Raw genomic sequence first — 25,180 nt, 5'->3', positions numbered from 1 at the left:
CACGCCCACCTTCTTATTCAGGACACGCACATGCAGGTAGAAAGCTTTTTCGAATGGTTGGGCCAGGCGCTCGGCTCCGTCATCCGGTTCATCGTCGACGGTCTGAGCGGGTTGTTCGGGGCCTTGACCCACGCCGGCGGCAACTTTATCGATGGCCTGTCGCGCACCTTGGGCATGGACACCTCGATCATCAGCATCATCACCCTGATCGTCGGCCTGCTCTTGCTGTACTCGGCGGTACGCGCCTTCATGCGGGCCTCGATCATCATGGGCATCATCTGGCTGCTGCTGGGCCTGTGGCTGCTCAGTTGGGTTGTGCACTGATTTATCTGACAGCCCCAGTCCTCTGTGGGAGGGGGCTTGCTCCCGATAGCTGAGTGTCAGCCAATAATGTTTTGACTGATCCACCGCTATCGGGAGCAAGCCCCCTCCCACAGTAGTCCCATTTCACATTCAGCGATCAGCGGCCCTTGATCACCATATCCACGGGCGTCTCACCCACCGCCTGCCAGTTCGGCCGATACATCGACTCTACCTGCGGCGGCGGCACGCGGTAGGTTCCCGGTGTCACCGCACGCGCCAGGTACAACAAGTGCGTGGTGCCATAGCCATCCAGGTTCATCGCCGCCACATAGCGGTCATCCCTGAACTCCTGATGCTTGAGCGAGGCATTCTGCATCGACTCGCGCCATTGCTTCACCTGGCTGCTGGCGTTTTCCAGGCTGGCGGCGCTTTGGGCCAGGTTCTGGTTTTCCAGTTCCAGGCCGGCGGGCAGCAGGTCCACCACCAGGGCATCCGGCACACGCTGCTTGGCGCTGACGGCCAGGTGCACCAGCACCAGATCGCCGCTGGCGAGGCCGCGCAGGTTGAGCGGCTGCCCGTCCATGCCCAGGTATTCGCGGCGGATGCTCAGGTTTTCACCACCGGCGGCCGGCGGCACCTGTGGATAACCCGAGATCGTCAATTGCTGATACACCGGCGCTTCACCCTGATTACTCAAGGCCAGGTCGCTGGACAACACCTTGCCCTCCAACGCCAGGGTCGATTGCTGGTTATTCAACTCATGCGCCCCGCCGCTGCCGGTGAGCAACACCTGCCAGTTGGCTTCCGGTCTGGCAAACCCGAGACGCCCGGCGAGGAACAGTGAATTACGCTCCTGGGTCGATAGATACGGGCTGGCGGCCAACTGGTCCGACAGGGTGAACAAACGCTCTTCGCGTTGGCCCTTGGCCAAGTCATTTTCTTCCAGCAATGCCAGGATCATCGCCTGGTCACGCAACGGGCTGCCATAGTCGGCCAGCCATTCTTTGCTACTGCGCTGTGCCGCCAACCCGGCCAACAGCGCCTGATCCGCACGTGGTTGATCGCCCATTTTCTGCAAGGCGATGGCCAACTGCACCAGCGGCAACCCGGAGCGCGCATCGCTGCGCCGTTCAAACAGGCTGCGCAACGCTCCCAACGGCGCCTGCTGACTGCGCGCCAGCACCATGCCGGCGTAAGCCTGCACGGCAAACCGCGTGTGCTCGGCGTTGTCGCTGTAGTCGACTTCGATCAGGTTACGCTCCTGCACATACCGCAGCAGGCGCTCGCTGGCCTTCTTCAAGGCTTCAGGCGGTACGGCAAAGCCCTGGTCGCGGGCGCGCAGCAGGAAGTCGGTCACGTACGCCGTCAGCCAATATTCCTCCTCGCCGTCGGCGCCCCACAAACCGAAGCTGCCGTTGTAGCGTTGCATGCCCAGCAGGCGCTCGATGCCCAACTCGATCTTGCGCTTGCGCTCGGCATCCGGCTCGCCCTTGATGCTCAGGCGCTTGAGCAGCGCGTCATCGGCATACAACGATGGGTACAGGCCGCTGGCGGTTTGTTCCAGGCACCCATAAGGGTAGGCCTTGAGTGCGCTGATCTGTGCACCCAGGTTCAACGGTGGCCGGCTCGACAGGCTCAACAGCGCTTCGCGCCCGGAGGCATCGAACTGGTCCAGCGTACCGGCAGGCAGGCTCCATGGCTGATCCTTAAGTACTGCACGGTAGTGCTTGAGCAACGCCGGATACGCCGGGCGTACACCCAAGGTCCATTCGCGGCTGAACGGCGGCAGGTTTTCCCCCGGCAGGTCCAGGCCATTCACGCTGACCTTGATCTTGCCCTGGCCCAGACCGCCCCAGGCCTTCACCGGGATGCGCAGGGTGGTGCGCTGGCCTTGCTTGAGGTCAACCGATTGCGCGCCGCTGTTGACCAGCTCCAACTGCCCTTCGGCGGTCAATTGCACATCGAGCTTCTGCGCCTTGCCCGACAGGTTGGAGAGGTCCAGGGCCAAAGTGGTCTGGTCGCCTCCCGCGAGGAAACGCGGCGCCGACAATTCGGCGATCAGCGGCGCGGCGATCACCGTCTTGCCTTCGGCCATGCCGTAGCGATCATCGCTCCAGGCCTGGGCCATCAGGCGCAGTTCACCGTTGAAGTCGGGAATGTTGACGCTGACTTCACCTTCGCCTTTGTCGTTCAGTGTCACCGGCGCGCTTTGCAGGGCGACGATGGTCACGCTGGTGTCCGGGCGCTTGCCGCCCTTGGCCAATGCCGCGTCACCACCAAACGCCAGGCTGGCCAGGCGCCCCTGGCCGGCTTCGATCAGTTGGCCGTAGATGTCGAACTGATCGACACCATAGGCTTTGCGGCCGAACAGGCTGGAGTAGGGATCGGGCGTGGGGTATTCGGTGATATTGAGAATGCCCACGTCCACCGCCGCCAGCAGCACATGCACCTGTTTCGGTACGCTGCCATCGGCATTCCTGGCGGCGATTTTCACCGTCAGCGGTTGTTTGGGGCGCATTTTTTCCGGCGCGGTGAGGGTCAGGCCGAGCTTGCGCTGGGTGCGGTCCAGCGGCAGGTGCAACAGCCCCACGGCGCGCTTGGGGGTGATATTGGCTTTGCGCTCGCCGGGACGGATCACCAGGGCGCTCACATACAGATCATGGCGCGACCATTTCGGGTCGAGCTTGACCGCAAAGCTCTTGCCTTCGGCCGGCACGTCGATTTCCTGCCACCACAGCGGGCCTTCGGCAGATTCCACCAGCAGGTAGCCCTTACCGGCAGCCGGCGGGGTGACGGTGACGTTAGCGGTATCGCCGTCGCCATAAGCGGGTTTATCCAGTGCCAGCTTGACCTGGTCGGGGCGCACGGCGCCACCTTCGGTGTTGTCCTGGGCCTGGTAGCCGGCCCAGAAGCGCACGCTGCTGACCAGGCCGGTCTGCGGGTCTTCAACCTCTACGCGGTAAGGGCCCCACTCCACCTGGAAGCTGACCTTGGCGGTGTCGCCAGCCTTGATGTCCAGGGTCTGCTCGTCGAGGTTGAGGAATTTCTCGTTGTAGTGGTAGCTCCAGCCATCGTTGTCGGAGTAGTTCCAGTAGTAGTCACGGCGCTCGCGCACCAGGCGCACTTTAAGGCCTTGGGCGGCGAGTTTCTGCCCGTTCTGGTTGGCCACCAGCACTTCAAATTCCACCGGGCCATCGCCATTGGTTTCCTTGCCATCAAACAGCCCGCGCAGGCCCGGCAATTGCTCGGCCGGCCAGATCGGCTGCACCAGGCGCCGCGTGATCGGCCGCCCGCCCGACTCTTGCAGGCTGGCTTGCACAATCAATTGCAGCGGCGACTTGGCCTCGGCCCATTTGCTTTCCAGGGTCAGCGCCCCCTCGCCGTTGGCGTCGAGTACGCTTTCGTCCAACTCGAAATCCTGGCTCAGCTCTTCTTCGGTGACGGAGCCGAACTGATAGCCAGGCAGGGATTTGACCGCTTCACGCAGCGGGCGCACATAGACTTGGCCGCTGACCCGATTGCCGGATGCCGGCGCGCCATACAGATAACGGCCGTTGACCTGGATAACCGGCTTATCCGCCGGGCTCAGCGCCGTGTCACTGCCCTTGAGTTCCAGAGCCAGGCGCTCGGGCAGGAAGTCTTCGACGAGGAACTCATACAGCTGCGGCTTGCCATCGCCCAGGTCGAACACCAGCTGCCAGCGCCCGGTCGGTGCTTCAGCGGCCAGTTGCAGCGGGTATTGATAGAGGCCGGAGGCATCGGCCTCCCATACAAATTTGCGGCTTACCTGTTCATCCGGTCGGCGGACTTCGACACTCACCGGCTGCGGCTTGACCGCGTTGCCATCCTTGTCGCGCAACAACGCATTGAGCAGCACGGTTTCGCCGGGGCGATACAGGTCACGCGGGCCGAACACAAAGAATTGCAACGGGTGGGACGGTTGCCCACCGATATCGAACTCGGCAAGGTCCAGCGCGGCGCTGTCCAGGCGTAACAGGCTGGTCTGTTCACCCTGCTTGGCCAGCAGCACCTGGGCTTTTTTCGGCAGCGCCAGCTCAGCGTGTCCACCGTCTTCGGTCTTGCCCTGGCCTAGCGCGCGGCCTTCGGCATCGAGGATTTCCAGCTCGACGCCGTTCAGCGCCTTGCCGCCTTCCAACGCCTGGGTAAACACATCCAGGCGATTGGCATAGCGGTGCACCGACAGGCCAATATCGCTCAAGGTAAACAGCGTGGCCGGTTGCGAATAGTTGTAGGTGCCCGAAGCACGCATTACCGCCAGGTACACGCCCGGCTGCTGCAACTGCTTGAGACCGGCGATCGGCAGCAACAGGGTTTCGCGGGTATTGCGCGCCGGGTTCAAGTCGAAGCGCCCGCCGTAGACCAGGTAGGCCATGGGCAGCAGTTCCCGGGACTCATAGCTTTGCAGGCTGGTATTGCGCCCCCACTGCGCCAGGAACGACGGCAGGGATTCAGGCTTGATACGGAAGAATTCGACGTCGATCTTGTCGACATTCAGCGCGATCACCGGCAGGCCCTCGGCCAGGCGCGTCGGCAGCAGCGTACCGCGGCTGGCGAAGCCGACGGTGGCTTGCAGGTCGCGGGTTTCCAGGCGGGCGGTGTATTCGGCGGCGAGCTGGTTGTCGTTGACCGCCTTCACCCCGGCGTCCACTGTCAGCACCAGCTTGCGCTGCGGCTCCAGGTGACGCAGGCGCAGCTCCATCAAGTTGTCGGAAAGCTCCCAGGCGCCATCGACCTTGCCGGACTTGCTGTCCACCAAGTGCAATTTATCGGCAAATTTCTGCTCAGGGTCCAGGGGAATGGAAAAGCTCACCGATAAGGTGCTCGCCCCTTCCAACTGCACTTCGGACACGTCCACCACGCTTAACTCGCGCCCGGCATAGCGCTGCTTCAACGCCGCCACGTCCACCGCCGCCTTGGCAGGTGCAGGCGCCACGCTTGGGGCGGGGGGAGCCGACGGTGCAGCGGGTTTATCGGAAGAATCACAGGCGCTCAGCAGGGCCAGCGCGCAAGCGAGGAACAGTCCTTTGTTAAGCATGGGGCACTCGTAGTCAGAGGGAACCGAGGGGTGAACTATATATCAGCGCCGGCCGGGCCGCTGTGGCGCTGATCACATTGACCGACGGAGGGAGGGTTGGTTCTGGGTGCTCTCCAGACTAAGCCAAATCCCACAGCCACTGGAGATCAAAATGTGGGAGGGGGCTTGCTCCCGATGGCAGTGGATCAGTCAGAATATTAGTGACTGACACACCGCTATCGGGAGCAAGCCCCCTCCCACATTGAGTCTGGTAGGCAGGTACAATGCCGCTCCACCAAGGAGCCTCCATGTCCACCCTGCTCTCCGACTGGCACCACCGCCCCACCCATCGCCGCGTTTGGGCTCTGGCCGCGCCGATGATCCTGTCGAATATCTCCGTGCCGCTGGTGGCCCTGGTCGACAGCATGGTCATCGGCCACTTGCCCCACGCCCATCAACTGGGCGCCGTGGCCGTCGGCGCCAGCCTATATACCTTCCTGGCCTGGGCCATGGGTTTCCTGCGCATGGGTTCCACCGGGTTCGCCGCCCAGGCCGCCGGGCGCAACGATGGGGCGGCGCTGCGGCAAATCCTGTTGCAAGGCTTGCTGCTGGCGCTGGGGTTGGCGACGTTGCTGGGTACGGTAGGTATTCCCCTGAGCCATCTGGCTTTGGAATGGATGCAGCCCTCCCCTGAACTGAACCAACTGACCCGCGAATTCTTCCACGCCCGTCTGTTCGGCCTGCCCGCCGCCCTCGCCAGCTATGCGCTGGTTGGCTGGTTCCTCGGCACGCAGAATGCGCGGGCGCCGTTGGCGATTCTGCTGACCACCAACCTTGTGAACATTGCGCTTAACCTGTGGTTCGTACTTGGCCTGGACTGGGGCGTGGTCGGCTCCGCGCGCGCCTCGGTGATCGCCGAGTGGACCGGCGCCCTGCTCGGCCTGGCCCTCACGCAAAAAGCCCTGCGCGCCTACCCCGGTCATATCGCCTGGGTCGCGCTCAAACGCTGGCAAAGCTGGCGGCCGTTGCTGGCGGTCAACCGCGACATTTTTATCCGCAGCCTGGCCCTGCAGTCGGTGTTCTTCATGATTACGGTGCAAGGCGCACGGCTGGGGGATGCCACGGTCGCCGCCAATGCCTTGCTGCTCAATGGCCTGTTGCTGACGGCCCATGCGCTGGATGGCCTGGCTCACGCCGTCGAAGCCCTGTGCGGCCACGCCATCGGCGCCCATGACCGACAGGCATTGCGCCGCTCGCTGGTGGTTGCCTGCGGCTGGTCACTGATCGCCAGCGTCGGCTTCGCCCTGCTGTTCACCTTCGGCGGCCATCTGTTTATCGCCATGCAAACAGACATTCCCAGCGTGCGCGAAACGGCCGACATCTACCTGCCTTACCTCGCGGTACTGCCGTTGATTGCGGTGTGGAGTTACTTGCTCGATGGCCTGTTTATCGGCGCAACGCGGGCGCGCGAGATGCGCAATGGGATGTTGCTGACGGTGGTGTTGGTGCTGCCGGTTGCCTGGGCGTTGCAGGGGTTGGGTAACCACGGGTTGTGGGTAACCTTCCTGCTGTTCATGGCGGTGCGCAGCCTGACACTCTGGGCGATAGCCTGGCGCTTGAATCGGCAAGGGCTGTGGCTGGGAGCAAACTGAAGGAATGCAAATCCAAATGTGGGAGGGGGCTTGCTCCCGATAGCTGAGTGTCAGTCAACAGATTCATTGACTGATCCACCGCTATCGGGAGCAAGCCCCCTCCCACATATATTACGAGGACAGGTAGGAAGAACGCGTCAGCCCAAGGCGCAACGCATCCAGGAACTGGGTGCGCTCAGACGCCGAGATCTTCGCACTCGCACACTTGTCACGGTAATGGGTCATCAACTCTTCCGGCGACAAGTGCACATAGCGCAGCATGTCTTCGATGGTGTCATGGGTCTCGATCCCGGCGCTGTACACCGAACCATCTTCACGCTGGTAGATGTTCACCGAGTCGGTGTCACCGAACAGGTTGTGCATGTCACCGAGGATTTCCTGGTAAGCGCCCACCAGGAAGATGCCCAGCAGGTAGTCCTCGCCTTCGTTCAAGGCGTGCACCGGCAAGCTGGTCTCGATGCTCTGCTCGTCGACGTATTGCTTGATCTTGCCGTCGGAGTCGCAGGTCAAGTCCTGCAATACCGCACGGCGCAGCGGCTCTTCGTCGAGGCGATGCAGCGGCAGGATCGGCAGGACCTGGCCGATGGCCCAGGTGTCCGGCAGGCTCTGGAACACCGAGAAGTTGCAGATGTACTTATCCGCCAGCTTGTCGTTGAGTTCGTCCAGCACCTGGCGGTGCGAGCGCTGGCGGGCTTTCAGCGAGTTGTGCAGGCGGCGGCACACGGCGAAGTAGCACTGTTCGGCCAGGGCTTTTTCCGCCAGGGTCAGCTTGCCGTCGGCGTACTGGGTGGCCACGTCGCTCATGTAGTGGGTGGCGCGCCAGTAAGTTTCGGTGACCATCTCGATGTCGGTCGGGCCCAGCAGGTCCACCAGCCATTGCACGGTTTCCGGCAGGCTTTCCTTGTTTTCGATAAGCGGGATTTCGTCGTTGTGTTTCTCGACGTCCGTCACCTGCACCACCAGCATGGCGTGGTGAGCGGTCAGGGAGCGGCCGCTTTCGGAGAAGATGTTCGGGTGAGGCAGGCTCTGCGCATCGCAGAATTCCTTGAGCATGCCCACGACCACGCCGGCGTAGTCGTCCATGTCGTAGTTGATCGAGCTGGCGTTACGCGAGTGGGTACCGTCGTAGTCCACACCCAGGCCGCCGCCGACGTCGATATGATCCACCGGCAAGCCGAGGTTGCGCAGTTCGCCGTAGTAACGGATGGCTTCCTTGAACCCGTGCTGGTAGTCGGCGAGGTTGGCAATCTGCGAGCCCATGTGGAAGTGCAGCAGGCGGATGCCCTGGTCCAGGCCGGCGGCGCGGAAGCGCTCGACCACCGACAGCAGCTGTGCCGCCGACAGGCCGAACTTGGATTTCTCGCCACCGGTGTCCGCCCATTTGCTCGACGCCAGGGACGACAAGCGCACGCGCAGGCCGACCTGAGGCTTGACCTTGAGGCTCGCCGCCTCTTCGATCACCAGCTCAACTTCGGATTCCTTCTCGATCACGATAAATACATTGTGGCCAAGCTTCTGGCCCATCAGCGCCAGGCGGATGAATTCACGGTCTTTATAACCGTTGCAGACGATGGTGCCGCCCTTCGGCGCCAGGGCCAGCACCGCCAGCAGCTCAGGCTTGGAGCCGGCTTCCAGGCCGATGGAGACGTTCTGGGTCGCGATGATGTTCTCGATCACCGCTTCCTGCTGGTTCACCTTGATCGGGTACAGCGCGGTGTACTTGCTCTGGTATTCCAAGCGTTCGATGTTGGCATCGAAGGCGCCGGTCAACTGGCGCACGCGGTCTTGCAGGATATCGGGGAAGCGCACCAGCAGCGGCAATGACAGGCCGCTCTTGCGCAGCTCATCGACTTGCTCGTAGAGGTCGACGGGCGTGCTGTTCGGGCCGTTCGGACGGACTTCTACGCGACCGGCTTCATTGATCGCAAAATACCCGGCCCCCCAATGGCGAATCCCGTAAACACTGCGGCTGTCCGCAACTGTCCATTGGCTGCCATCGTCTTTGCGTGTGCGTCGTACGGACATCGAAGTCCCCTATAAATGAAGGCGAAGGCGCCACCTCTCACGGAGGCTGGCGCAGTCTAAAGAATGAAAATGACGATTTGCCTGTGAGCAGGGTAGACCCCACTCCCCGGACAGAGTTTAGATACAGGTTGGGAAGAGGCTTTCAGCCGCCGGACTTCTTGGCCTTGTACCCGAGCTTGATCAGCTCGGCCAACAGCAGTTCGACGTGGTCACCCTGGATCTCGATGACCCCGTCTTTCAATGCGCCACCGGTGCCACAGCGCTTTTTCAGCGTGGTGGCCAGCTCCTTGAGCGCATCTTCAGCCAGGGGCACGCCGGTGATGGTGGTCACCGTCTTGCCGCCACGGCCTTTGCTCTCGCGGCGTACGCGGGCAATACCGTCGCCTTCGGGGATCAGGGTCTGTTTGCAGATGCAGGCGTCCACGGGCTGGCGACAGTCCGGGCAGTGTCGACCTGCGTCGGTGGAAAATACCAGGCCACCCAGGGCAGCGAAGGATGCGGCTTTTTTGGCCACCGGCAATCCTCTTCGGAGGATGAAGACTGATCGGCCAGCACCAACGGGCGAGACCGACCGCGAAGCCCCACTCTGGCAGGGGCAGCGCTACCGAACCGTCAAGGTAACATCCACGGTAGGAGCGAGCTTGCTCGCGAAGGTCGTCAACGATAACGCGGGCGTTCAGGCAGCACGCGGTGTCTTGGCGTTTTTCGCGAGCAAGCTCGCTCCTACAGGGTGAAACAATAGTGGTTCGGGTGAAAAGGCGCGCAGTGTAACGGCAAAAAGCCGACTTGCTAAGAGCCAAATGGCGCCATTTTTTGCAACTTTAGCGACGCAGGGCCAGATAGCGCCGCAGACCTTCTTGGGCGTCCGGGCAGTAGGGCTTTTGTGCGGCCTCCTGCTGGATGGTTTCGATGGTTAAAAACCGTGCTTCCATCACCTCTTCGGGCTGCAGCCGCAGGGGCCCGTCCCACACTGCGGAGTAAGACTTGCACCAAAGCCGGCTGTCACCCTCTTCGAAATAGAAGTGGTCATGCTCGATCAATGGCACACCGCTGACACCCAACTCTTCTTCCAGCTCGCGGGCTGCCGACAACGCGTAAGACTCACCGGCCGCTACCATGCCGCCCGCCGCCGTATCCCAGAACCCGGGATACAACGCCTTGCTCAAGGTGCGCCGATGCACGCACAGCTCGCCTTGGGAATTGAACAGGAAGATAAAGGTGCAACGGCCGATCAGGCCGAGCTTACGAAGGTCAGACCTGACGCGGTGGCCGAGCAGGTTGTCCTGCTCGTCGACCCAGCAGATCAGTTCGGCATCGGAAGCCGCACGGTGTGCGGCCTCTCTGGATGAAGCGTCCATCATCAACCCTGGTTGAGGAGCTGACGCAAATCGATCACTGCAGCGTTTGCCCGGGAAATGTAGTTGGCCATCACCAGCGAATGGTTCGCCAGTACACCGAAGCCACTGCCATTGAGAATCATAGGACTCCAAACCGGTTCCTGCGAGGCCTCCAGCTCACGAATGATCTGGCGCACGCTGACGGTGGCGTTTTTCTTGGCCAGCACGTCGGCAAAGTCGACTTCGATGGCACGCAGCAGATGGGACAGGGCCCACGCTTGGCCGCGCGCTTCGTAGAACACGTTGTCGATCTGCATCCATGGAGTTTCCACCACTTCCTCATCGACCTGCGGCACTTCGCCCGGCGCCAGCGCCTCGGTTTTCAGCGCGGTGTTCAGCTTGACTCGACCCACGCTGGCCGACAGGCGCTGGGACAACGAGCCCAAACGGGTGGCGACATCGCCCAACCAGTTGTTCAGGTTGTCGGCACGCGCATAAAACAGCGCGCCGCGCTGGTTAGGGTCAGACAGGCGCGCTTCGTAGCGGCTCAGGGAGTTGATGCCTTCCTGGTATTCCGACTCACTGGACGGCAGCACCCAGCTCTTGTTATCGAAGTTGAAGCGCGGCTCAGCCTTGGCCAGATCGGCGTCTTCAGCCGACTGCGACTGTGAGCGGGCGAAATCTTTACGCAGGGCGCGGGTCAGGTCGCGTACCTGCACCAGCACGCCATATTCCCAGCTCGGCATGTTGTCCATCCACAGCCCAGGCGGGAAACGATCATTGGAAATGTAGCCGCCTGGCTTGTTCAGCAAGGTGCCGACCACGGACTTGAGGGTCTCGACGGTGGTATAGCCCACCACCATCTGCTTGCCTTCCTTCTCGGCGGCAAGCTGGGCGTTTTGCTGGACCGGAAACAGCGCCGGCTCCTGGCTCCAGTACCAACCCAGGCCACCGGTGACCAGCAGGTACAAGCAGATCACGCTGAGCAAGGCTCGGCTCATCAGCAGGTTGCGAAAATAGCTGCGGTTGGCCGACTTAGGCTCAGGGGCGGGGCCTTTGGCACTGCCTGCACGGTTTTTCCAGTCCAGCATGGCGATATCCTTTCAATCACTTGAGTTCATGCACGTCAATTGTCCGGGTGCGTTCAGACACTCCGACCACAACCCTACCCCATCGTGCCCATCGGTGCGGGGCTTTTGCGCGAAAGTGGCGCGCAACGGCAATTGGACTATAAAGGATGCACGTCTTTTACGCTGCGCGACCAGTGGGTCGATAACTGAATGTCACGCACGCGGACTTAATTGACGTATGACACTCATGCAATAGAAAAGAGGTGCTAGCATAGAGCCATCAGTCGACCTCAGCATGCACCCTCACAGTAGTCAGGATATGACCGAGCCAGAAGACCCCAGCCGCGAGCGTCTCAAGCAGCATTTTGCCCAGCGGGTAATTCATCAGGCACGTCAAATTCTCGAGATCTGGCAGCGCCTGCAGCGCAGCGAATGGTCGAATGCCGATTTCTCCGAACTCAGCGAAGCCAACCTGCGCCTGCTGCGCTTTGCCGAGCGTTTCGAACAGCCGGAACACAGCCAGCTGGCCCGGCATATCGGTGAATCCCTGCAGGCAGTGGACGAAAACCGCGGCCGCCTGAGCAGCCAGTTGATTACCGAGCTCAACCGCCTGATGCAACGCCTGTCGCGCACCGGCCTGCGCCAGGGCGACCAGCTTGAGCAAACCTTCCTGCCGCCGATGCGCAAGCCCATCTACGTGATGCTCGCTGACCATGATCGCGCCGAGCGTCTGGCCAAGCAGCTGGAATTCTTTGGCATGAGCGCCCAGTCCCTGGACAGTGTCGCGGCCTTTCGCGCGGCCATGGCCGAGCGCCTGCCGTCGGCGATTGTGATGGATGTGGACTTCTGCGGCACAGGCCTGGGCCTCAAGCTCGCTGCCGAAGCCCAGGAGGGCCTGGAGCAAAAGCTGCCGCTGCTGTTTTTCAGCCTGCACGAAACCGACACCCCGACGCTCCTGGCTGCCGTGCGCGCTGGCGGCGAGGAGTTCCTCACCGGCACCCTGGAAGCCTCCAGCCTGCTGGAAAAGATCGAAGTGCTCACCTGCATTGCCCAGTACGAGCCGTACAAGGTGCTGATCATTGACGACTCGCGGGCCCAGGCGTTGCATACAGAACGCCTGCTCAACAGCGCCGGCATTGTCACCCGCACCCTGATCGAACCGATCCAGGCCATGGCCGAGCTGGCGGATTTCCAGCCCGACCTGATCATCCTCGACATGTATATGCCTGCCTGTACCGGTACCGAACTGGCTAAGGTGATCCGCCATAACGACCGCTATGTCAGCGTGCCGATCATCTACCTGTCGGCCGAAGACGACCTGGATAAACAACTGGACGCGATGAGTGAAGGTGGCGACGACTTCCTCACCAAGCCGATCAAGCCGCGCCACCTGATCACCACCGTGCGCAACCGCGCAGCGCGGGCGCGCAACTTGAAGGCGCGGATGGTGCGCGACAGCCTGACCGGGCTATACAACCATACCCATATCCTGCAATTGCTCGAAGACTGCAGCTTCCGCGCCCGCCGCGAGAACAAGCCGTTGAGCTTTGCCATGCTGGATATCGACCACTTCAAGCGGGTCAATGACAGTCACGGCCACCCCATGGGCGATCGCGTGATCAAGAGCCTGGCGCTGTTTCTCAAGCAACGTTTGCGCAAGACCGACTATATTGGCCGTTATGGCGGTGAAGAATTCGCCATCGTCATGCCCGACACCGACCTGGAATCGGCCTGCAAGGTGCTGGACGAGATTCGCGGGCGCTTTGCAGAAATCCACTACCCCGCCCAACCCCAGGATTTGTGGTGCACCTTCAGCGCCGGCCTGGTGGAGCTGTGCGACGACTCCGACAGCCTGATGATGGCCGCCCAGGCCGATGAAGCGCTGTACCGCGCCAAGGGCGCCGGGCGTAACCGGGTACAAGCGGCCCGCACATCAAAGCAAAGTGCCATCTTTTCACCAGAATCCACCGAATCGGTCATAACTCTGTAACGCAGGCGCAATAACTTCAGGCACTTATCTTTTGCCGTCGGTTGAAACCCCGCATGCGCCTCAAGCTGCTGACCAATCTCAATACCCTTCTGCTGGTGGCCGTTTGCCTGGCCCTCGGCGCGACGCTTTGGTGGTCGCAACGGGCGCTGGAGCGTCCGTATTTATTGATGGAGCGTTACCTGGGCCTGTCCCAGGTGTTTCAAAACCAGGCTGCACGTAATATCGACGACTACCTGGCCAGCGGCGATGCCCTGCGCCTGAGCGCTGCCAGCCAGAGCCTGGAAAGCCTGTTGCAGCAACTCGCCGAGCTCCCGGCCGAGCTGGCGCAAACCCTGCGCCCCAGCCTGGCGGACCTGGAAACCTTCAGCAAGACAGACCTGCTGGCCGCCGGCAAACTGGCCGGCGACCCGCAAGCGCTGCTGTTGCAGGCCGAACGCGAACTGGGGGCAAACCTGGAGCAACTGAGCCAATACGCCAGCGGCGTCAATTCCGCCGATGCAGCCCGCTACCTGCCAGCGCTGCTCGCCGCCTCGCAACACCTGGGCAAGCTGTCCCTGGCGCGGGACAAGCTGGTGAGCAGTGGCCGCGCCGAGCTGGCTGATGAGGTGGAGCGAGAGATCGCCAATATCCGTATCCAAGCCGACCTGCTGGGACAATTGCCGTTGCTTGGGGTCAAGGCCAGCGCCGAATCCAACACCGATGATTTCTCTGCACTGATGGGCCTGGAAAACACCGAAAAAACCGAAGCCCAAGATACTGGCGTCGATCTCAAGCGCGAACTCAATAGCCTGCTGACCCGTTACCCCGCCGAACTCAAGCGCACCCGGGAGCAGATCCAGCAACGCGCCGACCTCGCCGCCGGCACCCAGTTGAAGATCGCCAGCGTGCAGCAAGCCATCGCCGGACTGGAGCCAGTGGTGCGCGCGCAACACGCCAGGATCCAGGGCGAAGTACGCGTCATCCAAGGCGTGATGATTGGCCTGATCCTGCTGATCGCGCTGCTGATCGACACCCTGCAACGCCGCCTGGCACGGGTACTGACCAACCTGGCACCGGCCTTGTCCACCTGGGCCGAAGGCGACTTCAGCCAGCCCATTGCCTTGGGCAGGACCAACCGTGAACTGCACGCTATCGAAGCCTCCCTCAACCGTTTGCGCGCCTACCTGGTGGACCTGGTGGGCACCATTCGTGGCAACGCCGAAGAAGTCGCCGGCAGCAGCCGCGCCCTGGCCGAACTGAGCAGCGGCCTGCACGACGGCGCCGAACGCCAGGCCGGCGATACCGCGCAGATTCGTGATTCCCTGGGCGAACTGGAAGCCACCATCCAGCAGGTAGCCGGTGATGCCAGCCAGGCCGCCGGCGCCAGTCGCAACGCCGGCCAGGCGGTGGAGCAAGGCCAGCGGGTGATCGGCCTGAGCCTGACCGGGCTGCATGCCCTGGTGGGTGAAGTGCAGCAAAATGCGCAGATGATCGAGAAACTCGCAGAAGAATCCGCCACCATCGGCGGTGTGCTTACGGTGATTCGCTCGATTGCCGACCAGACCAACCTGCTGGCCCTCAACGCCGCCATCGAAGCCGCCCGTGCCGGTGAAGCCGGGCGTGGTTTCGCCGTGGTGGCCGACGAAGTTCGCTCGCTGGCCCAACGTACCGCAGGCGCCACCGCCGAAATCCAGGGCCTGATCGCCGGCCTGCAAACCGCCGCCCACCAATCGGTGCAAGGCATGCGCGCCCAGGTCGAACACGCCGAAGCCACCGCCCAGCAAGCCCAGGCCGCAGATGGCGCGCTGGATGAAATCGTCGGGGCGATCCAGACGATTTCCGAAACTGCGGTGCGCATCGCCGATGTGACCGCGCAGCAGAGTGGGGCCGTGAGTGAGATTCGCGATAACAGCGAGCGGATTCACCAGTTGGGTGAGGACAACCTGCTGCGTATCGGTCAGGGGCGTAGCCAGGGCGAACACCTGCTGGTGCTGGGTGGGCAGCTCAACACTGCCGTACAAGCCTTCCGCGTCTGACCCGATGTCCCGCCCTGTGGTAGATCGAATGTGGGAGGGGGCTTGCTCCCGATCGCGGTGGATCAGCTACAGGTATTGAGACTGACCCAATGTATCGGGAGCAAGCCCCCTCCCACATTTGATCTTCAGTGGATTCAAGACCGTGTCAGGCATGACTGGATCTTGGGCCACAGTCACAAATTTTGCGCAATCCTCGCTAATCGTGCTGCCTACTGCATAGAACTGGACAGTCACAAAGGCTTTGCGGCATAGTCGCCGGGTTCTGCCGCACCCATACCCATAACAAGGAACAGCCGATGGCGACCTTACTGGTTCTTCACGGACCCAACCTGAACCTGCTCGGCACCCGCGAACCGGGCGTCTACGGGGCAGTGACCCTCGACCAGATCAACCTTGACCTGGAAAAACGGGCCCGTGTTGCCGGCCACCATCTGCTCTATCTGCAAAGCAATGCCGAGTACGAATTGATTGATCGCATCCATGCCGCGCGTGGCGAAGGTGTGGACTTTATTCTGATCAATCCCGCCGCTTTTACACACACAAGCGTTGCATTACGTGACGCGTTGCTGGCGGTGAGCATCCCATTCATCGAAGTGCATTTGTCCAACGTGTACAAACGCGAACCTTTCCGCCATCACTCTTACTTCTCCGATGTAGCGGTAGGAGTGATCTGCGGCCTTGGCGCCAGCGGTTACCGACTGGCCCTGGAGGCCGCCCTGGAACAGCTTGAAGAACAGGCCAAGCGCCCCTGACCGACCCTTGGGAGTTGATGATTCATGGATATCCGTAAAGTTAAGAAACTGATCGAACTGCTGGAAGAATCCGGTATCGACGAGCTGGAAATCAAGGAAGGCGAAGAATCCGTACGGATCAGCCGTCACAGCAAGACCCCGGCCCAACAGTTCTACGCACCGCAGATGCAAGCACCGGCTCCTGCCGCTGCCGCGCCTGCCGCCGCTCCAGCAGTTGCCGCAGCCCCTGCTGCCCCAGCCGCACCCGCGTTGAACGGTTTCGTGGTCAAGTCGCCCATGGTCGGTACGTTCTACCGCACCCCGGCACCGACCTCGCCAGCCTTCGTTGAAGTGGGCAAGACCGTGAAAGTGGGCGACACCATCTGCATCGTCGAGGCGATGAAGATGATGAACCACATCACGGCCGAAAAAGCCGGCGTCATCGAATCCATCCTGGTGGAAAACGGTCAGCCGGTTGAGTACGACCAGCCGCTGTTCACCATCGTTTGAACCGCGGAGCACCTTCGATGTTGAAACCTGCGAAGAAACTGCAAAAAGTCCTGATCGCCAACCGCGGCGAGATCGCGCTGCGTATCCTGCGCGCCTGTAAGGAAGAGGGCATCAAGACCGTCGCTGTTTACTCGACGGCCGATACCGAACTGATGCACGTGAAACTGGCGGACGAAAGCATCTGCATCGGCCCGCCACTGGCTGCGAACTCGTACCTGAAGGTCTCGAACATCATCGCCGCGGCCGAAGTGACCGGCGCTGATGGTATCCACCCGGGCTACGGCTTCCTCGCGGAAAACGCCGATTTCGCCGAACAGGTGGAAAAATCCGGGTTTGCCTTCATCGGCCCGAAAGCCGAAACCATTCGCCTGATGGGCGACAAGGTGTCGGCCAAGGACGCCATGATCGCTGCCGGCGTGCCAACCGTTCCAGGTTCTGACGGCCCGCTGCCGGAAGACGAGGAAACCGCCCTGCGCATTGGTCGCGAAGTCGGTTACCCGGTGATCATCAAGGCCGCCGGTGGCGGCGGTGGTCGCGGCATGCGCGTGGTGCACAAGGAAGAAGACCTGATCGAAGCCGCCAAGCAGACCCGCTCCGAAGCGGGTGCCTGGTTCGGCAACCCAATGGTCTACCTGGAAAAATACCTGACCAACCCACGTCACGTGGAAGTCCAGGTACTGTCCGACGGCCAGGGCCACGCCATCCACCTGGGCGACCGCGATTGCTCGCTGCAACGTCGCCACCAAAAGGTATTGGAAGAAGCCCCGGCACCGGGCCTCGACGAGAAAGCCCGTCAGGAAGTCCTGGCACGCTGCGTCAAGGCGTGCATCGACATCAACTACCGTGGTGCAGGTACCTTCGAGTTCCTCTACGAGAACGGTCGTTTCTACTTCATCGAGATGAACACTCGTGTGCAGGTAGAGCACCCGGTATCGGAGATGGTCACCGGTATCGACATCGTCAAGGAGATGCTGAGCATCGCCGCCGGCAACGTGCTGTCCTTCACCCAGGACGACGTGAAGATGCACGGCCACTCCCTGGAGTGCCGGATCAACGCCGAAGACCCGAAAACCTTCATCCCAAGCCCTGGCCTGGTCAAGCATTTCCACGCGCCCGGCGGCAACGGCGTACGTGTGGACTCGCACCTGTACAGCGGCTACAAGGTTCCGTCCAACTACGACTCGCTGATCGGCAAGCTGATCACCTGGGGCGCCACCCGCGACGAGGCCATGGCCCGTATGCGCAACGCCCTGGACGAAATCGTGGTCGACGGCATCAAGACCAACATCCCGCTGCATCGGGACCTGGTTCGTGATGAAGGCTTCTGCGAAGGTGGTGTGAACATTCACTACCTGGAACACAAGCTGGCCAACCAGTAAGTGCTCCACCCAACAAAGCCGCCTTCGGGCGGCTTTGTTGTTTCTGCACACCTGTTTTCCAGGATGGACACTGTCCAAATGTGGGAGGGGGCTTGCTCCCGATGCAGTGTGTCAGCCTCAGTATCTGTAACTGATCCACCGCTATCGGGAGCAAGCCCCCTCCCACATTTGGTCCGCGCTCATTCAGTAATGTCGTCTTCTGCCGTCCGCTCGCGTAAACTTGCGCGCTTTCGCGGCCTACTCGCTGCACATTCATTTTTTCAAAGGTGCCCGCCATGCCTTGGCTGCAAGTCCGTCTCGCCATCAGCCCAGAACAAGCCGAAACCTATGAAGACGCGTTCCTCGAAGTGGGCGCCGTGTCGGTGACCTTCATGGACGCCGAAGACCAGCCGATCTTCGAACCTGAACTCAACACCACGCCGCTGTGGTCGCACACCCATTTGCTGGCCCTGTTCGAAGACGGCACCGAGGCCGCCAGCGTCCTGGCCCATATGGAGTTGCTCACCGGCGCGCCGCTGCCCGAGCATCACAGCGAAGTAATCGAAGACCAGGACTGGGAACGCAGCTGGATGGATAATTTCCAGCCCATGCGCTTCGGCCAGCGCCTGTGGATCGTACCGAGCTGGCACGCCGCCCCGGAGCCTGGCGCCGTCAACCTGCTGCTGGATCCGGGCCTGGCGTTCGGCACCGGCACCCACCCCACCACCGCACTGTGCCTGGAATGGCTGGACGGCCAGGACCTGACCGACTGTAACGTGCTGGACTTCGGCTGCGGCTCCGGGATCCTGGCGATTGCCGCCCTGCTGCTGGGCGCCAAGGAGGCCGTGGGCACCGACATCGATGTGCAGGCCCTGGAAGCCTCCCGCGACAACGCCGGGCGCAACCACATCGCCGAAGGCAAATTCCCACTCTACCTGCCGGAGGATCTGCCGCAGGTACAGGCCGATGTGCTGGTTGCCAATATCCTCGCCGGGCCATTGGTTGCCCTGGCGCCGCAATTGTCCAGCCTGGTCAAGCCCGGCGGGCGCCTGGCGCTGTCGGGTATCCTCGCCGAACAAGGTGAAGACGTCGCCGCAGCCTACGCCCAGGATTTCGAATTGGACCCGATCGCCAACCGTGATGGCTGGGTACGCATCAGTGGTCGTCGGCGCTAGAATGAGCGCTTGCCTGAATCGGATGACCGCATGACCGACAGCTTCGTCACCCAGTGCCCGCACTGCCAAGCCCGTTTCCGCGTCAACCATGCGCAGTTGAGCGCGGCCCGTGGCGTGGTGCGCTGCGGCTCGTGCCTGCAAGTGTTCAACGCCGCTCGCCAGTTGCTGGAGCAACGCGCTCATGCGCCTGCAGCCCAACCGGAGCTACCGGCTGGCGCCGAGCCAGCCGATAGATCGACTGTCGAAGCGACACCCGAGCCACCGCGGGCAATCAGCCAAAAACAATGGACGGCCGAAGAGCTGGACCTGGATAACCTGGACAAGGAACTGGCCAAGCTGGAACGTCGCGAGCCCCTGCACACCCAGCCACTGGATGCAGAACGTCGCCAACCAGGCGCCGAGCGTCGGCAAAAGGAAGAGTCTTTCAGCGCCAGTCGCGATACGGTGAAGGCCGAAGAAGAAAAATGGGCCGCCAGCCTGTTCAGTGAGCCACCCGAGGAGCGCACCCTGGCACCTGAAGACCTGCCAGAGCCGGCCAGGGCGCAGGCGGCCAACCAGCGCACCGAACCGTCCATGTCGATCCATTCCGACGATTTCAACGACGACGCCTCCCCTGGCGATGACAACCCCGACCCGCCGCTGACGCCTGTTACCGACGCGGGAGGTGAGTCTGAACCCGACGATCGTCTGCCGTCACGCCGCAAACGCTCGCGCCCGGAAGCCGCCGTACACGACGACCTGCTCCAGGACCTGGAAGACGATCCGCTGCACCTGTATGCGCAGAAACGCCCGTCAGGCTGGGGCCGCCGTTTGATCTGGATACTGCTGGTAGTGCTCGCCGCCGCAGGCCTGGCAGGCCAGTACATCGCCTACCAATTCGACGACCTGGCCCGCCAGGACGCCTACCGCCCGTGGTTCCAGCAACTGTGCCCGAAACTGGGCTGTACCGTGCCATCGCGGGTCGATATTGCCCACATCAAGAGCAGCAACCTGGTGGTACGCAGCCATCCGGACTTCGCCGGGGCGCTGGTGGTGGATGCGATCATCTATAACCGTGCGACCTTCTCCCAGCCCTTCCCGCTGCTGGAACTGCGCTTTGCGGACTTGAACGGCAGCCTGATTGCCAGTCGCCGCTTCAAACCCGCCGAATACCTGAGCGGCGAGTTGGCCGGCGTCAGCGAAATGCCTTCGCAGACGCCGATCCACATATCCCTGGATATCCTTGATCCAGGCAACAGGGCCGTGAATTACAGCCTGAGCTTCCATTCGCCCGAGTGAACCTGTGCACATCCCGAAGTTTGACGGCGGATGATTGACTTTGTCGCCATCGACCAAACCGATGGCGATAAAAAAGTAACTGTTCAGATTTTATCCAATTCAGCCTTTAACCAGTCATCGAGAGCGGGTATCATGCCAACCCTTTTTCGAACTCTAATGATCCGGCCCCACAACAGGGAAGTCCTATGTCGGCGGTACGCATCGGCCCATACACATTGCAGAACGGCTTGATCCTCGCCCCGATGGCGGGAGTCACCGACCAGCCCTTTCGTCAGCTGTGCAAACGTTTGGGCGCGGGCCTAGTAGTCTCTGAAATGGTTACCAGCGACATGAGTCTGTGGAACACCCGCAAGTCGCGGATGCGCATGATCCACAAAGGTGATCCCGAGCCACGCTCGGTGCAGATCGCCGGAGGTGACGCACAGATGCTGGCGGACGCGGCCCGGGCCAATGTGGAGCTGGGTGCGCAGATCATTGATATCAACATGGGCTGCCCGGCCAAGAAGGTCTGCAACAAGGCCGCCGGCTCCGCCTTGTTGAAGGATGAGCAGTTGGTCGCCGAGATCCTGCAGGCCGTTGTCGCCGCAGTGGATGTGCCGGTGACCCTGAAGATCCGTACCGGTTGGGACCGGGACAACAGGAATGGCCTGACGGTGGCGAAGATCGCTGAACAGGCAGGTATTACAGCGCTGGCGGTGCATGGCCGCACCCGCGCCGACCTTTACACCGGTGAAGCCGAGTACGACACCATTGCCGCGATCAAGCAGGCCGTGTCGATGCCGGTGTTTGCCAATGGCGACATCGACTCAGCCGAGAAAGCCCGGCGCGTGCTGCACGCCACCGGTGCCGATGGTTTGTTGATTGGCCGGGCCGCCCAGGGGCGGCCGTGGATTTTTCGTGAGATCGAGCACTTCCTGCGTACCGGCGAAGCCTTGCCGGCACCGGAACTGAACGAGGTGGAACGTATTCTGCTAGAGCATCTGGCCGCCCTGCACGCCTTCTATGGAGATGTGATGGGGGTGCGCATTGCTCGAAAGCATGTCGGCTGGTATCTCGCCACCTTGCCGGGCGCCAAGGAGTTCCGCGCCCAGTTCAATCGTTTGGATGAAACGCAGGCACAGGTCGCCACCGTTCGTGAGTTCTTTGCCGAACGTGACAAGAGCCTGGGAACAGGGGATGGAGAAGGGGTGGCCGCATGACGACGATGACCGAGACTTTAGTGAGTGGAACAACACCCGTGAGCGACAACGTCAATTTGAAACAGCACCTCAACACGCCCAGCGAAGAAGGCCAGACCCTTCGCGGGAGTGTCGAGAAGGCGCTGCACAATTATTTCGCCCACCTTGAGGGCGCTTCCGTCACGGACGTGTACAACCTGGTGCTCTCCGAAGTCGAGGCGCCCTTGCTCGAAAGCGTGATGAACTACGTCAAGGGCAACCAGACCAAAGCCAGTGAGCTGCTGGGCCTCAACCGTGGCACCTTGCGCAAAAAGCTCAAGCAGTACGATTTGCTGTAAGCATTCAATCAAACCAGAAAGGCGCCCGCGTAAAACCGGTCGCCTTTTTTGCTGACTCCTTTGCTTTTGATGGAAATTGAAATGACCGACCAGACTACCCGCCTGCCGATCCGCCGCGCCTTGATCAGTGTATCCGACAAGACCGGGATCCTTGAATTTGCCCGGGAGCTGGAAGCCCTGGGTGTGGAAATCCTCTCCACAGGCGGGACCTTCAAACTGCTGCAGGACAACGGCGTGGCCGCAGTGGAAGTGGCGGACTACACCGGTTTCGCAGAAATGATGGACGGTCGCGTCAAGACCCTGCACCCGAAAATCCACGGCGGTATCCTCGGCCGTCGCGGCATCGACGACGCCATCATGAACGAGCACGGCATCAAGCCGATCGACCTGGTGGCCGTTAACCTCTACCCGTTCGAAGCCACTATCAACAAGCCAGGCTGCGACCTGCCGACCGCCATCGAAAACATCGATATCGGTGGCCCAACCATGGTCCGCTCGGCCGCCAAAAACCATAAAGACGTGGCCATCGTGGTCAACGCCGGCGACTACGCCCAGGTTTTGGAAGGCCTCAAGGCCGGTGGCCTGACCTACGCCCAGCGCTTCGACCTGATGCTCAAGGCATTCGAACACACTGCCGCCTACGACGGCATGATCGCCAACTACATGGGCACCGTGAACCAGGCCGCCGAAACCCTGAGCACAGAAGGCCGCAGCCAGTTCCCGCGCACCTTTAACAGCCAGTTCATCAAGGCCCAGGAAATGCGCTACGGCGAGAACCCGCACCAGAGCGCGGCGTTCTACGTGGAAGCCAAGCCTGCCGAAGTGGGCATCGCCACCGCGACCCAGCTGCAAGGCAAAGAACTTTCCTACAACAACGTGGCCGATACCGACGCCGCGCTGGAATGCGTGAAGAGCTTCGTCAAGCCGGCCTGCGTGATCGTCAAGCATGCCAACCCGTGCGGCGTGGCCGTCAGCCCGGACGCTGAGGGCGGTATCCGCCAGGCCTACGAACTGGCCTACGCCACCGACACCGAATCCGCGTTCGGCGGCATCATCGCCTTCAACCGCGAGCTGGACGCCGAGACCGCCAAGGCCATCGTCGAGCGCCAGTTCGTCGAAGTGATCATCGCCCCAAGTGTCAGTGAAGAAGCCCGCGCCATCGTCGCCGCCAAGGCCAATGTGCGCCTGCTGGCCTGTGGCGAATGGACGGCCGAGCGTGCCGCTGCCTGGGACTACAAGCGCGTCAACGGCGGCCTGCTGGTACAGAGCCGCGACATCGGCATGATCGGCAGCCAGGACCTGAAAGTGGTCACCCAGCGTGCGCCGACCGAGCAAGAGATCAACGACCTGATCTTCGCCTGGAAAGTGGCCAAGTACGTCAAGTCCAACGCCATCGTCTACGCCAAGAACCGCCAGACCATCGGTGTCGGCGCCGGCCAGATGAGCCGCGTGAACTCGGCGCGTATCGCCGCGATCAAGGCTGAACACGCCGGTTTGCAGGTGGCGGGATCGGTCATGGCATCCGATGCGTTCTTCCCTTTCCGCGATGGTTTGGACAACGCCGCAAAAGCCGGCGTGACCGCCGTGATCCAACCGGGTGGCTCGATGCGTGATGCTGAAGTCATCGCCGCCGCTGATGAAGCGGGCATCGCCATGGTCTTCACCGGCATGCGCCACTTCCGCCACTGATCCAACTCGATGGAAATGTGGGAGGGGGTTGTGTGGCGAGGGAGCTTGCTCCCGCTGGGGTGCGAAGCGCCCCCAAAAGCTGGCGACTGCTTCGCAGTCGAACGGGAGCAAGCTCCCTCGCCACAGCAAGCCCGCTCTCACATTCAAAAGCGCTCCTGCAGCGCCTACAGAATTTGAGGTTTTTAAAATGAATGTTTTGATCATTGGCAGCGGTGGCCGTGAACACGCCCTGGCCTGGAAAGTTGCCCAGGACCCCCGGGTCCAGAAAGTCTTCGTCGCCCCCGGCAACGCCGGCACCGCCATTGAAGCCAAGTGCGAAAACGTCGCCATTGACGTCCTGGCCCTGGAACAACTGGCAGATTTCGCCGAGAAAAACGTCGCCCTGACCATCGTCGGCCCGGAAGTGCCATTGGTGGCCGGCGTCGTCGACCTGTTCCGCAGCCGTGGGCTGGATTGCTTCGGCCCCACCGCCGGTGCCGCCCAGCTGGAAGGCTCGAAAGCCTTTACCAAGGACTTCCTGGCACGCCACAAGATCCCGACCGCCGACTACCAGAACTTCACCGAGATCGAGCCGGCCCTGGCCTACCTGCGTGAAAAAGGCGCGCCGATCGTGATCAAGGCTGATGGCCTGGCTGCCGGTAAAGGCGTGATCGTCGCCATGACCTTGCAGGAAGCCGAAGACGCCGTGCGCGACATGCTCGCCGGGAATGCCTTTGGTGACGCCGGTTCCCGTGTGGTCATCGAGGAATTCCTCGACGGCGAAGAAGCCAGTTTCATCGTGATGGTCGACGGCAAGAACGTGCTGCCAATGGCCACCAGCCAGGACCACAAGCGTGTCGGTAACGGCGACAGCGGCCCGAACACCGGCGGCATGGGTGCTTACTCCCCGGCGCCGGTAGTGACCAGCCAAGTGCACCAGCGCGTCATGGACCTGGTGATCTGGCCGACCGTGCGTGGCATGGCCGACGAAGGTAACGTCTACACCGGTTTCCTCTACGCCGGCCTGATGATCGATAAAGCCGGTAATCCGAAAGTCATCGAGTTCAACTGCCGCTTCGGCGATCCGGAAACCCAACCAGTGATGCTGCGCCTGCAATCGAGCCTGGTGCTGCTGGTGGAGGCGGCACTGGCCCAGGCGCTGGACAAGGTCGAAGCGCAATGGGACCCGCGTCCCAGCGTCGGCATTGTGCTGGCTGCCGGCGGCTACCCTGCCGATTATGCCAAGGGCGATGTGATCGAAGGCCTGGACGCGGCCGCTGGATTGGAAGGCAAGGTGTTCCATGCAGGCACCGCGCTCAAGGACGGCAAAGTTGTAACCGCAGGTGGCAGAGTGTTGTGCGCCACCGCGATGGGTGCCAGTGTCGATGCCGCGCAACAGCAGGCGTACAAGCTGGCCGCGAAAATCGACTGGAAAGGTTGCTTCTACCGCACTGACATTGGCTACCGCGCCATTGCCCGTGAACGTGGTGAGAACATCTCGTAGCTATCCGTTCGGT

At 61.8% G+C, this 25,180-nt stretch carries 18 protein-coding genes; 13 read left to right on the top strand and 5 right to left on the bottom strand.

Annotated elements, in window-relative coordinates:
- Positions 1-30 precede the first annotated feature (30 nt).
- Entirely contained in the window at positions 31-324 is a 294-nt protein-coding gene (locus tag QYQ93_RS04015; protein WP_043049487.1) for a hypothetical protein, read from the top strand.
- A gap of 136 nt (positions 325-460) precedes the next feature.
- Here QYQ93_RS04015 and QYQ93_RS04010 read toward each other — a convergent pair whose 3' ends face one another.
- The gene (locus QYQ93_RS04010) at positions 461-5,359 is read right to left on the bottom strand and encodes an alpha-2-macroglobulin (protein ID WP_338476382.1); all 4,899 of its coding nucleotides are present in this window, start codon (positions 5,357-5,359) and stop codon (positions 461-463) included.
- A gap of 287 nt (positions 5,360-5,646) precedes the next feature.
- On the opposite strand from QYQ93_RS04010, the gene QYQ93_RS04005 reads away from it, so the two are divergent.
- Complete coding sequence (locus tag QYQ93_RS04005) at positions 5,647-6,990, top strand: MATE family efflux transporter (protein ID WP_338476381.1); 1,344 nt, start codon at positions 5,647-5,649, stop codon at positions 6,988-6,990.
- A 111-nt stretch (positions 6,991-7,101) separates the two neighbouring features.
- On the opposite strand, the gene speA is transcribed toward QYQ93_RS04005, so the two are convergent.
- From speA to QYQ93_RS03980, 4 genes are all read right to left on the bottom strand, one after another.
- Positions 7,102-9,015 (bottom strand): arginine decarboxylase, encoded by a 1,914-nt coding sequence (speA, locus tag QYQ93_RS04000; RefSeq protein WP_046070724.1) that lies wholly within the window; start codon positions 9,013-9,015, stop codon positions 7,102-7,104.
- 142 nt (positions 9,016-9,157) lie between these two features.
- On the bottom strand, positions 9,158-9,529 hold the full coding sequence (locus tag QYQ93_RS03995; RefSeq protein WP_043049484.1) for a translation initiation factor Sui1: 372 nt from the start codon (positions 9,527-9,529) through the stop codon (positions 9,158-9,160).
- Between the two features lie 307 nt (positions 9,530-9,836).
- Positions 9,837-10,373 (bottom strand): NUDIX hydrolase, encoded by a 537-nt coding sequence (locus tag QYQ93_RS03985; RefSeq protein ID WP_043049483.1) that lies wholly within the window; start codon positions 10,371-10,373, stop codon positions 9,837-9,839.
- A gap of 2 nt (positions 10,374-10,375) precedes the next feature.
- A complete protein-coding gene (locus QYQ93_RS03980; RefSeq protein WP_034117525.1) occupies positions 10,376-11,443 on the bottom strand; it encodes a DUF2333 family protein in 1,068 nt (355 codons plus the stop codon).
- A gap of 298 nt (positions 11,444-11,741) precedes the next feature.
- Between QYQ93_RS03980 and QYQ93_RS03975 the strand changes: the two genes are divergently transcribed.
- The 11 genes from QYQ93_RS03975 (at position 11,742) to purD (ending at position 25,167) form a co-directional block, all read left to right on the top strand.
- Positions 11,742-13,412 carry a PleD family two-component system response regulator gene (locus QYQ93_RS03975; RefSeq protein ID WP_338476380.1) on the top strand — a complete coding sequence of 557 codons (1,671 nt, stop codon included), beginning with the start codon at positions 11,742-11,744 and terminating at the stop codon, positions 13,410-13,412.
- A 53-nt stretch (positions 13,413-13,465) separates the two neighbouring features.
- On the top strand, positions 13,466-15,427 hold the full coding sequence (locus QYQ93_RS03970) for a methyl-accepting chemotaxis protein (protein ID WP_338476379.1): 1,962 nt from the start codon (positions 13,466-13,468) through the stop codon (positions 15,425-15,427).
- A gap of 296 nt (positions 15,428-15,723) precedes the next feature.
- Positions 15,724-16,179, top strand: coding sequence for a type II 3-dehydroquinate dehydratase (gene aroQ, locus QYQ93_RS03965; RefSeq protein WP_043049480.1), 456 nt, complete (start codon positions 15,724-15,726; stop codon positions 16,177-16,179).
- A gap of 24 nt (positions 16,180-16,203) precedes the next feature.
- Positions 16,204-16,668, top strand: a complete 465-nt coding sequence (gene accB / locus QYQ93_RS03960) for an acetyl-CoA carboxylase biotin carboxyl carrier protein (RefSeq protein WP_043049479.1) — start codon at positions 16,204-16,206, stop codon at positions 16,666-16,668.
- 17 nt (positions 16,669-16,685) lie between these two features.
- Complete coding sequence (gene accC / locus QYQ93_RS03955) at positions 16,686-18,047, top strand: acetyl-CoA carboxylase biotin carboxylase subunit (RefSeq protein ID WP_043049478.1); 1,362 nt, start codon at positions 16,686-16,688, stop codon at positions 18,045-18,047.
- 275 nt (positions 18,048-18,322) lie between these two features.
- Positions 18,323-19,201: a 50S ribosomal protein L11 methyltransferase gene (gene prmA, locus QYQ93_RS03950; RefSeq protein ID WP_043049477.1), complete on the top strand. Its 879-nt coding sequence runs from the start codon at positions 18,323-18,325 to the stop codon at positions 19,199-19,201.
- A gap of 30 nt (positions 19,202-19,231) precedes the next feature.
- Positions 19,232-20,479 carry a DUF3426 domain-containing protein gene (locus QYQ93_RS03945; protein ID WP_043049476.1) on the top strand — a complete coding sequence of 416 codons (1,248 nt, stop codon included), beginning with the start codon at positions 19,232-19,234 and terminating at the stop codon, positions 20,477-20,479.
- 185 nt (positions 20,480-20,664) lie between these two features.
- The gene (dusB, locus tag QYQ93_RS03940; protein ID WP_338476378.1) at positions 20,665-21,678 is read left to right on the top strand and encodes a tRNA dihydrouridine synthase DusB; all 1,014 of its coding nucleotides are present in this window, start codon (positions 20,665-20,667) and stop codon (positions 21,676-21,678) included.
- Positions 21,675-21,995, top strand: a complete 321-nt coding sequence (gene fis / locus QYQ93_RS03935) for a DNA-binding transcriptional regulator Fis (protein ID WP_043049474.1) — start codon at positions 21,675-21,677, stop codon at positions 21,993-21,995. Before dusB ends, fis begins: the two co-directional genes overlap by 4 nt.
- An 81-nt stretch (positions 21,996-22,076) precedes the next feature.
- The gene (purH, locus tag QYQ93_RS03930; RefSeq protein WP_043049473.1) at positions 22,077-23,684 is read left to right on the top strand and encodes a bifunctional phosphoribosylaminoimidazolecarboxamide formyltransferase/IMP cyclohydrolase; all 1,608 of its coding nucleotides are present in this window, start codon (positions 22,077-22,079) and stop codon (positions 23,682-23,684) included.
- Positions 23,685-23,871: 187 nt separating this feature from the next.
- Positions 23,872-25,167, top strand: a complete 1,296-nt coding sequence (gene purD, locus QYQ93_RS03925) for a phosphoribosylamine--glycine ligase (RefSeq protein ID WP_043049472.1) — start codon at positions 23,872-23,874, stop codon at positions 25,165-25,167.
- The last annotated feature ends 13 nt before the right edge of the window (positions 25,168-25,180 follow it).

The organism is Pseudomonas khavaziana (assembly GCF_036704165.1).
GTDB classification, from domain to species: domain Bacteria; phylum Pseudomonadota; class Gammaproteobacteria; order Pseudomonadales; family Pseudomonadaceae; genus Aquipseudomonas; species Aquipseudomonas khavaziana.
Note: the sequence above shows the minus strand (reverse complement) of the source record. Positions and strands in the feature narration are given on the sequence as shown.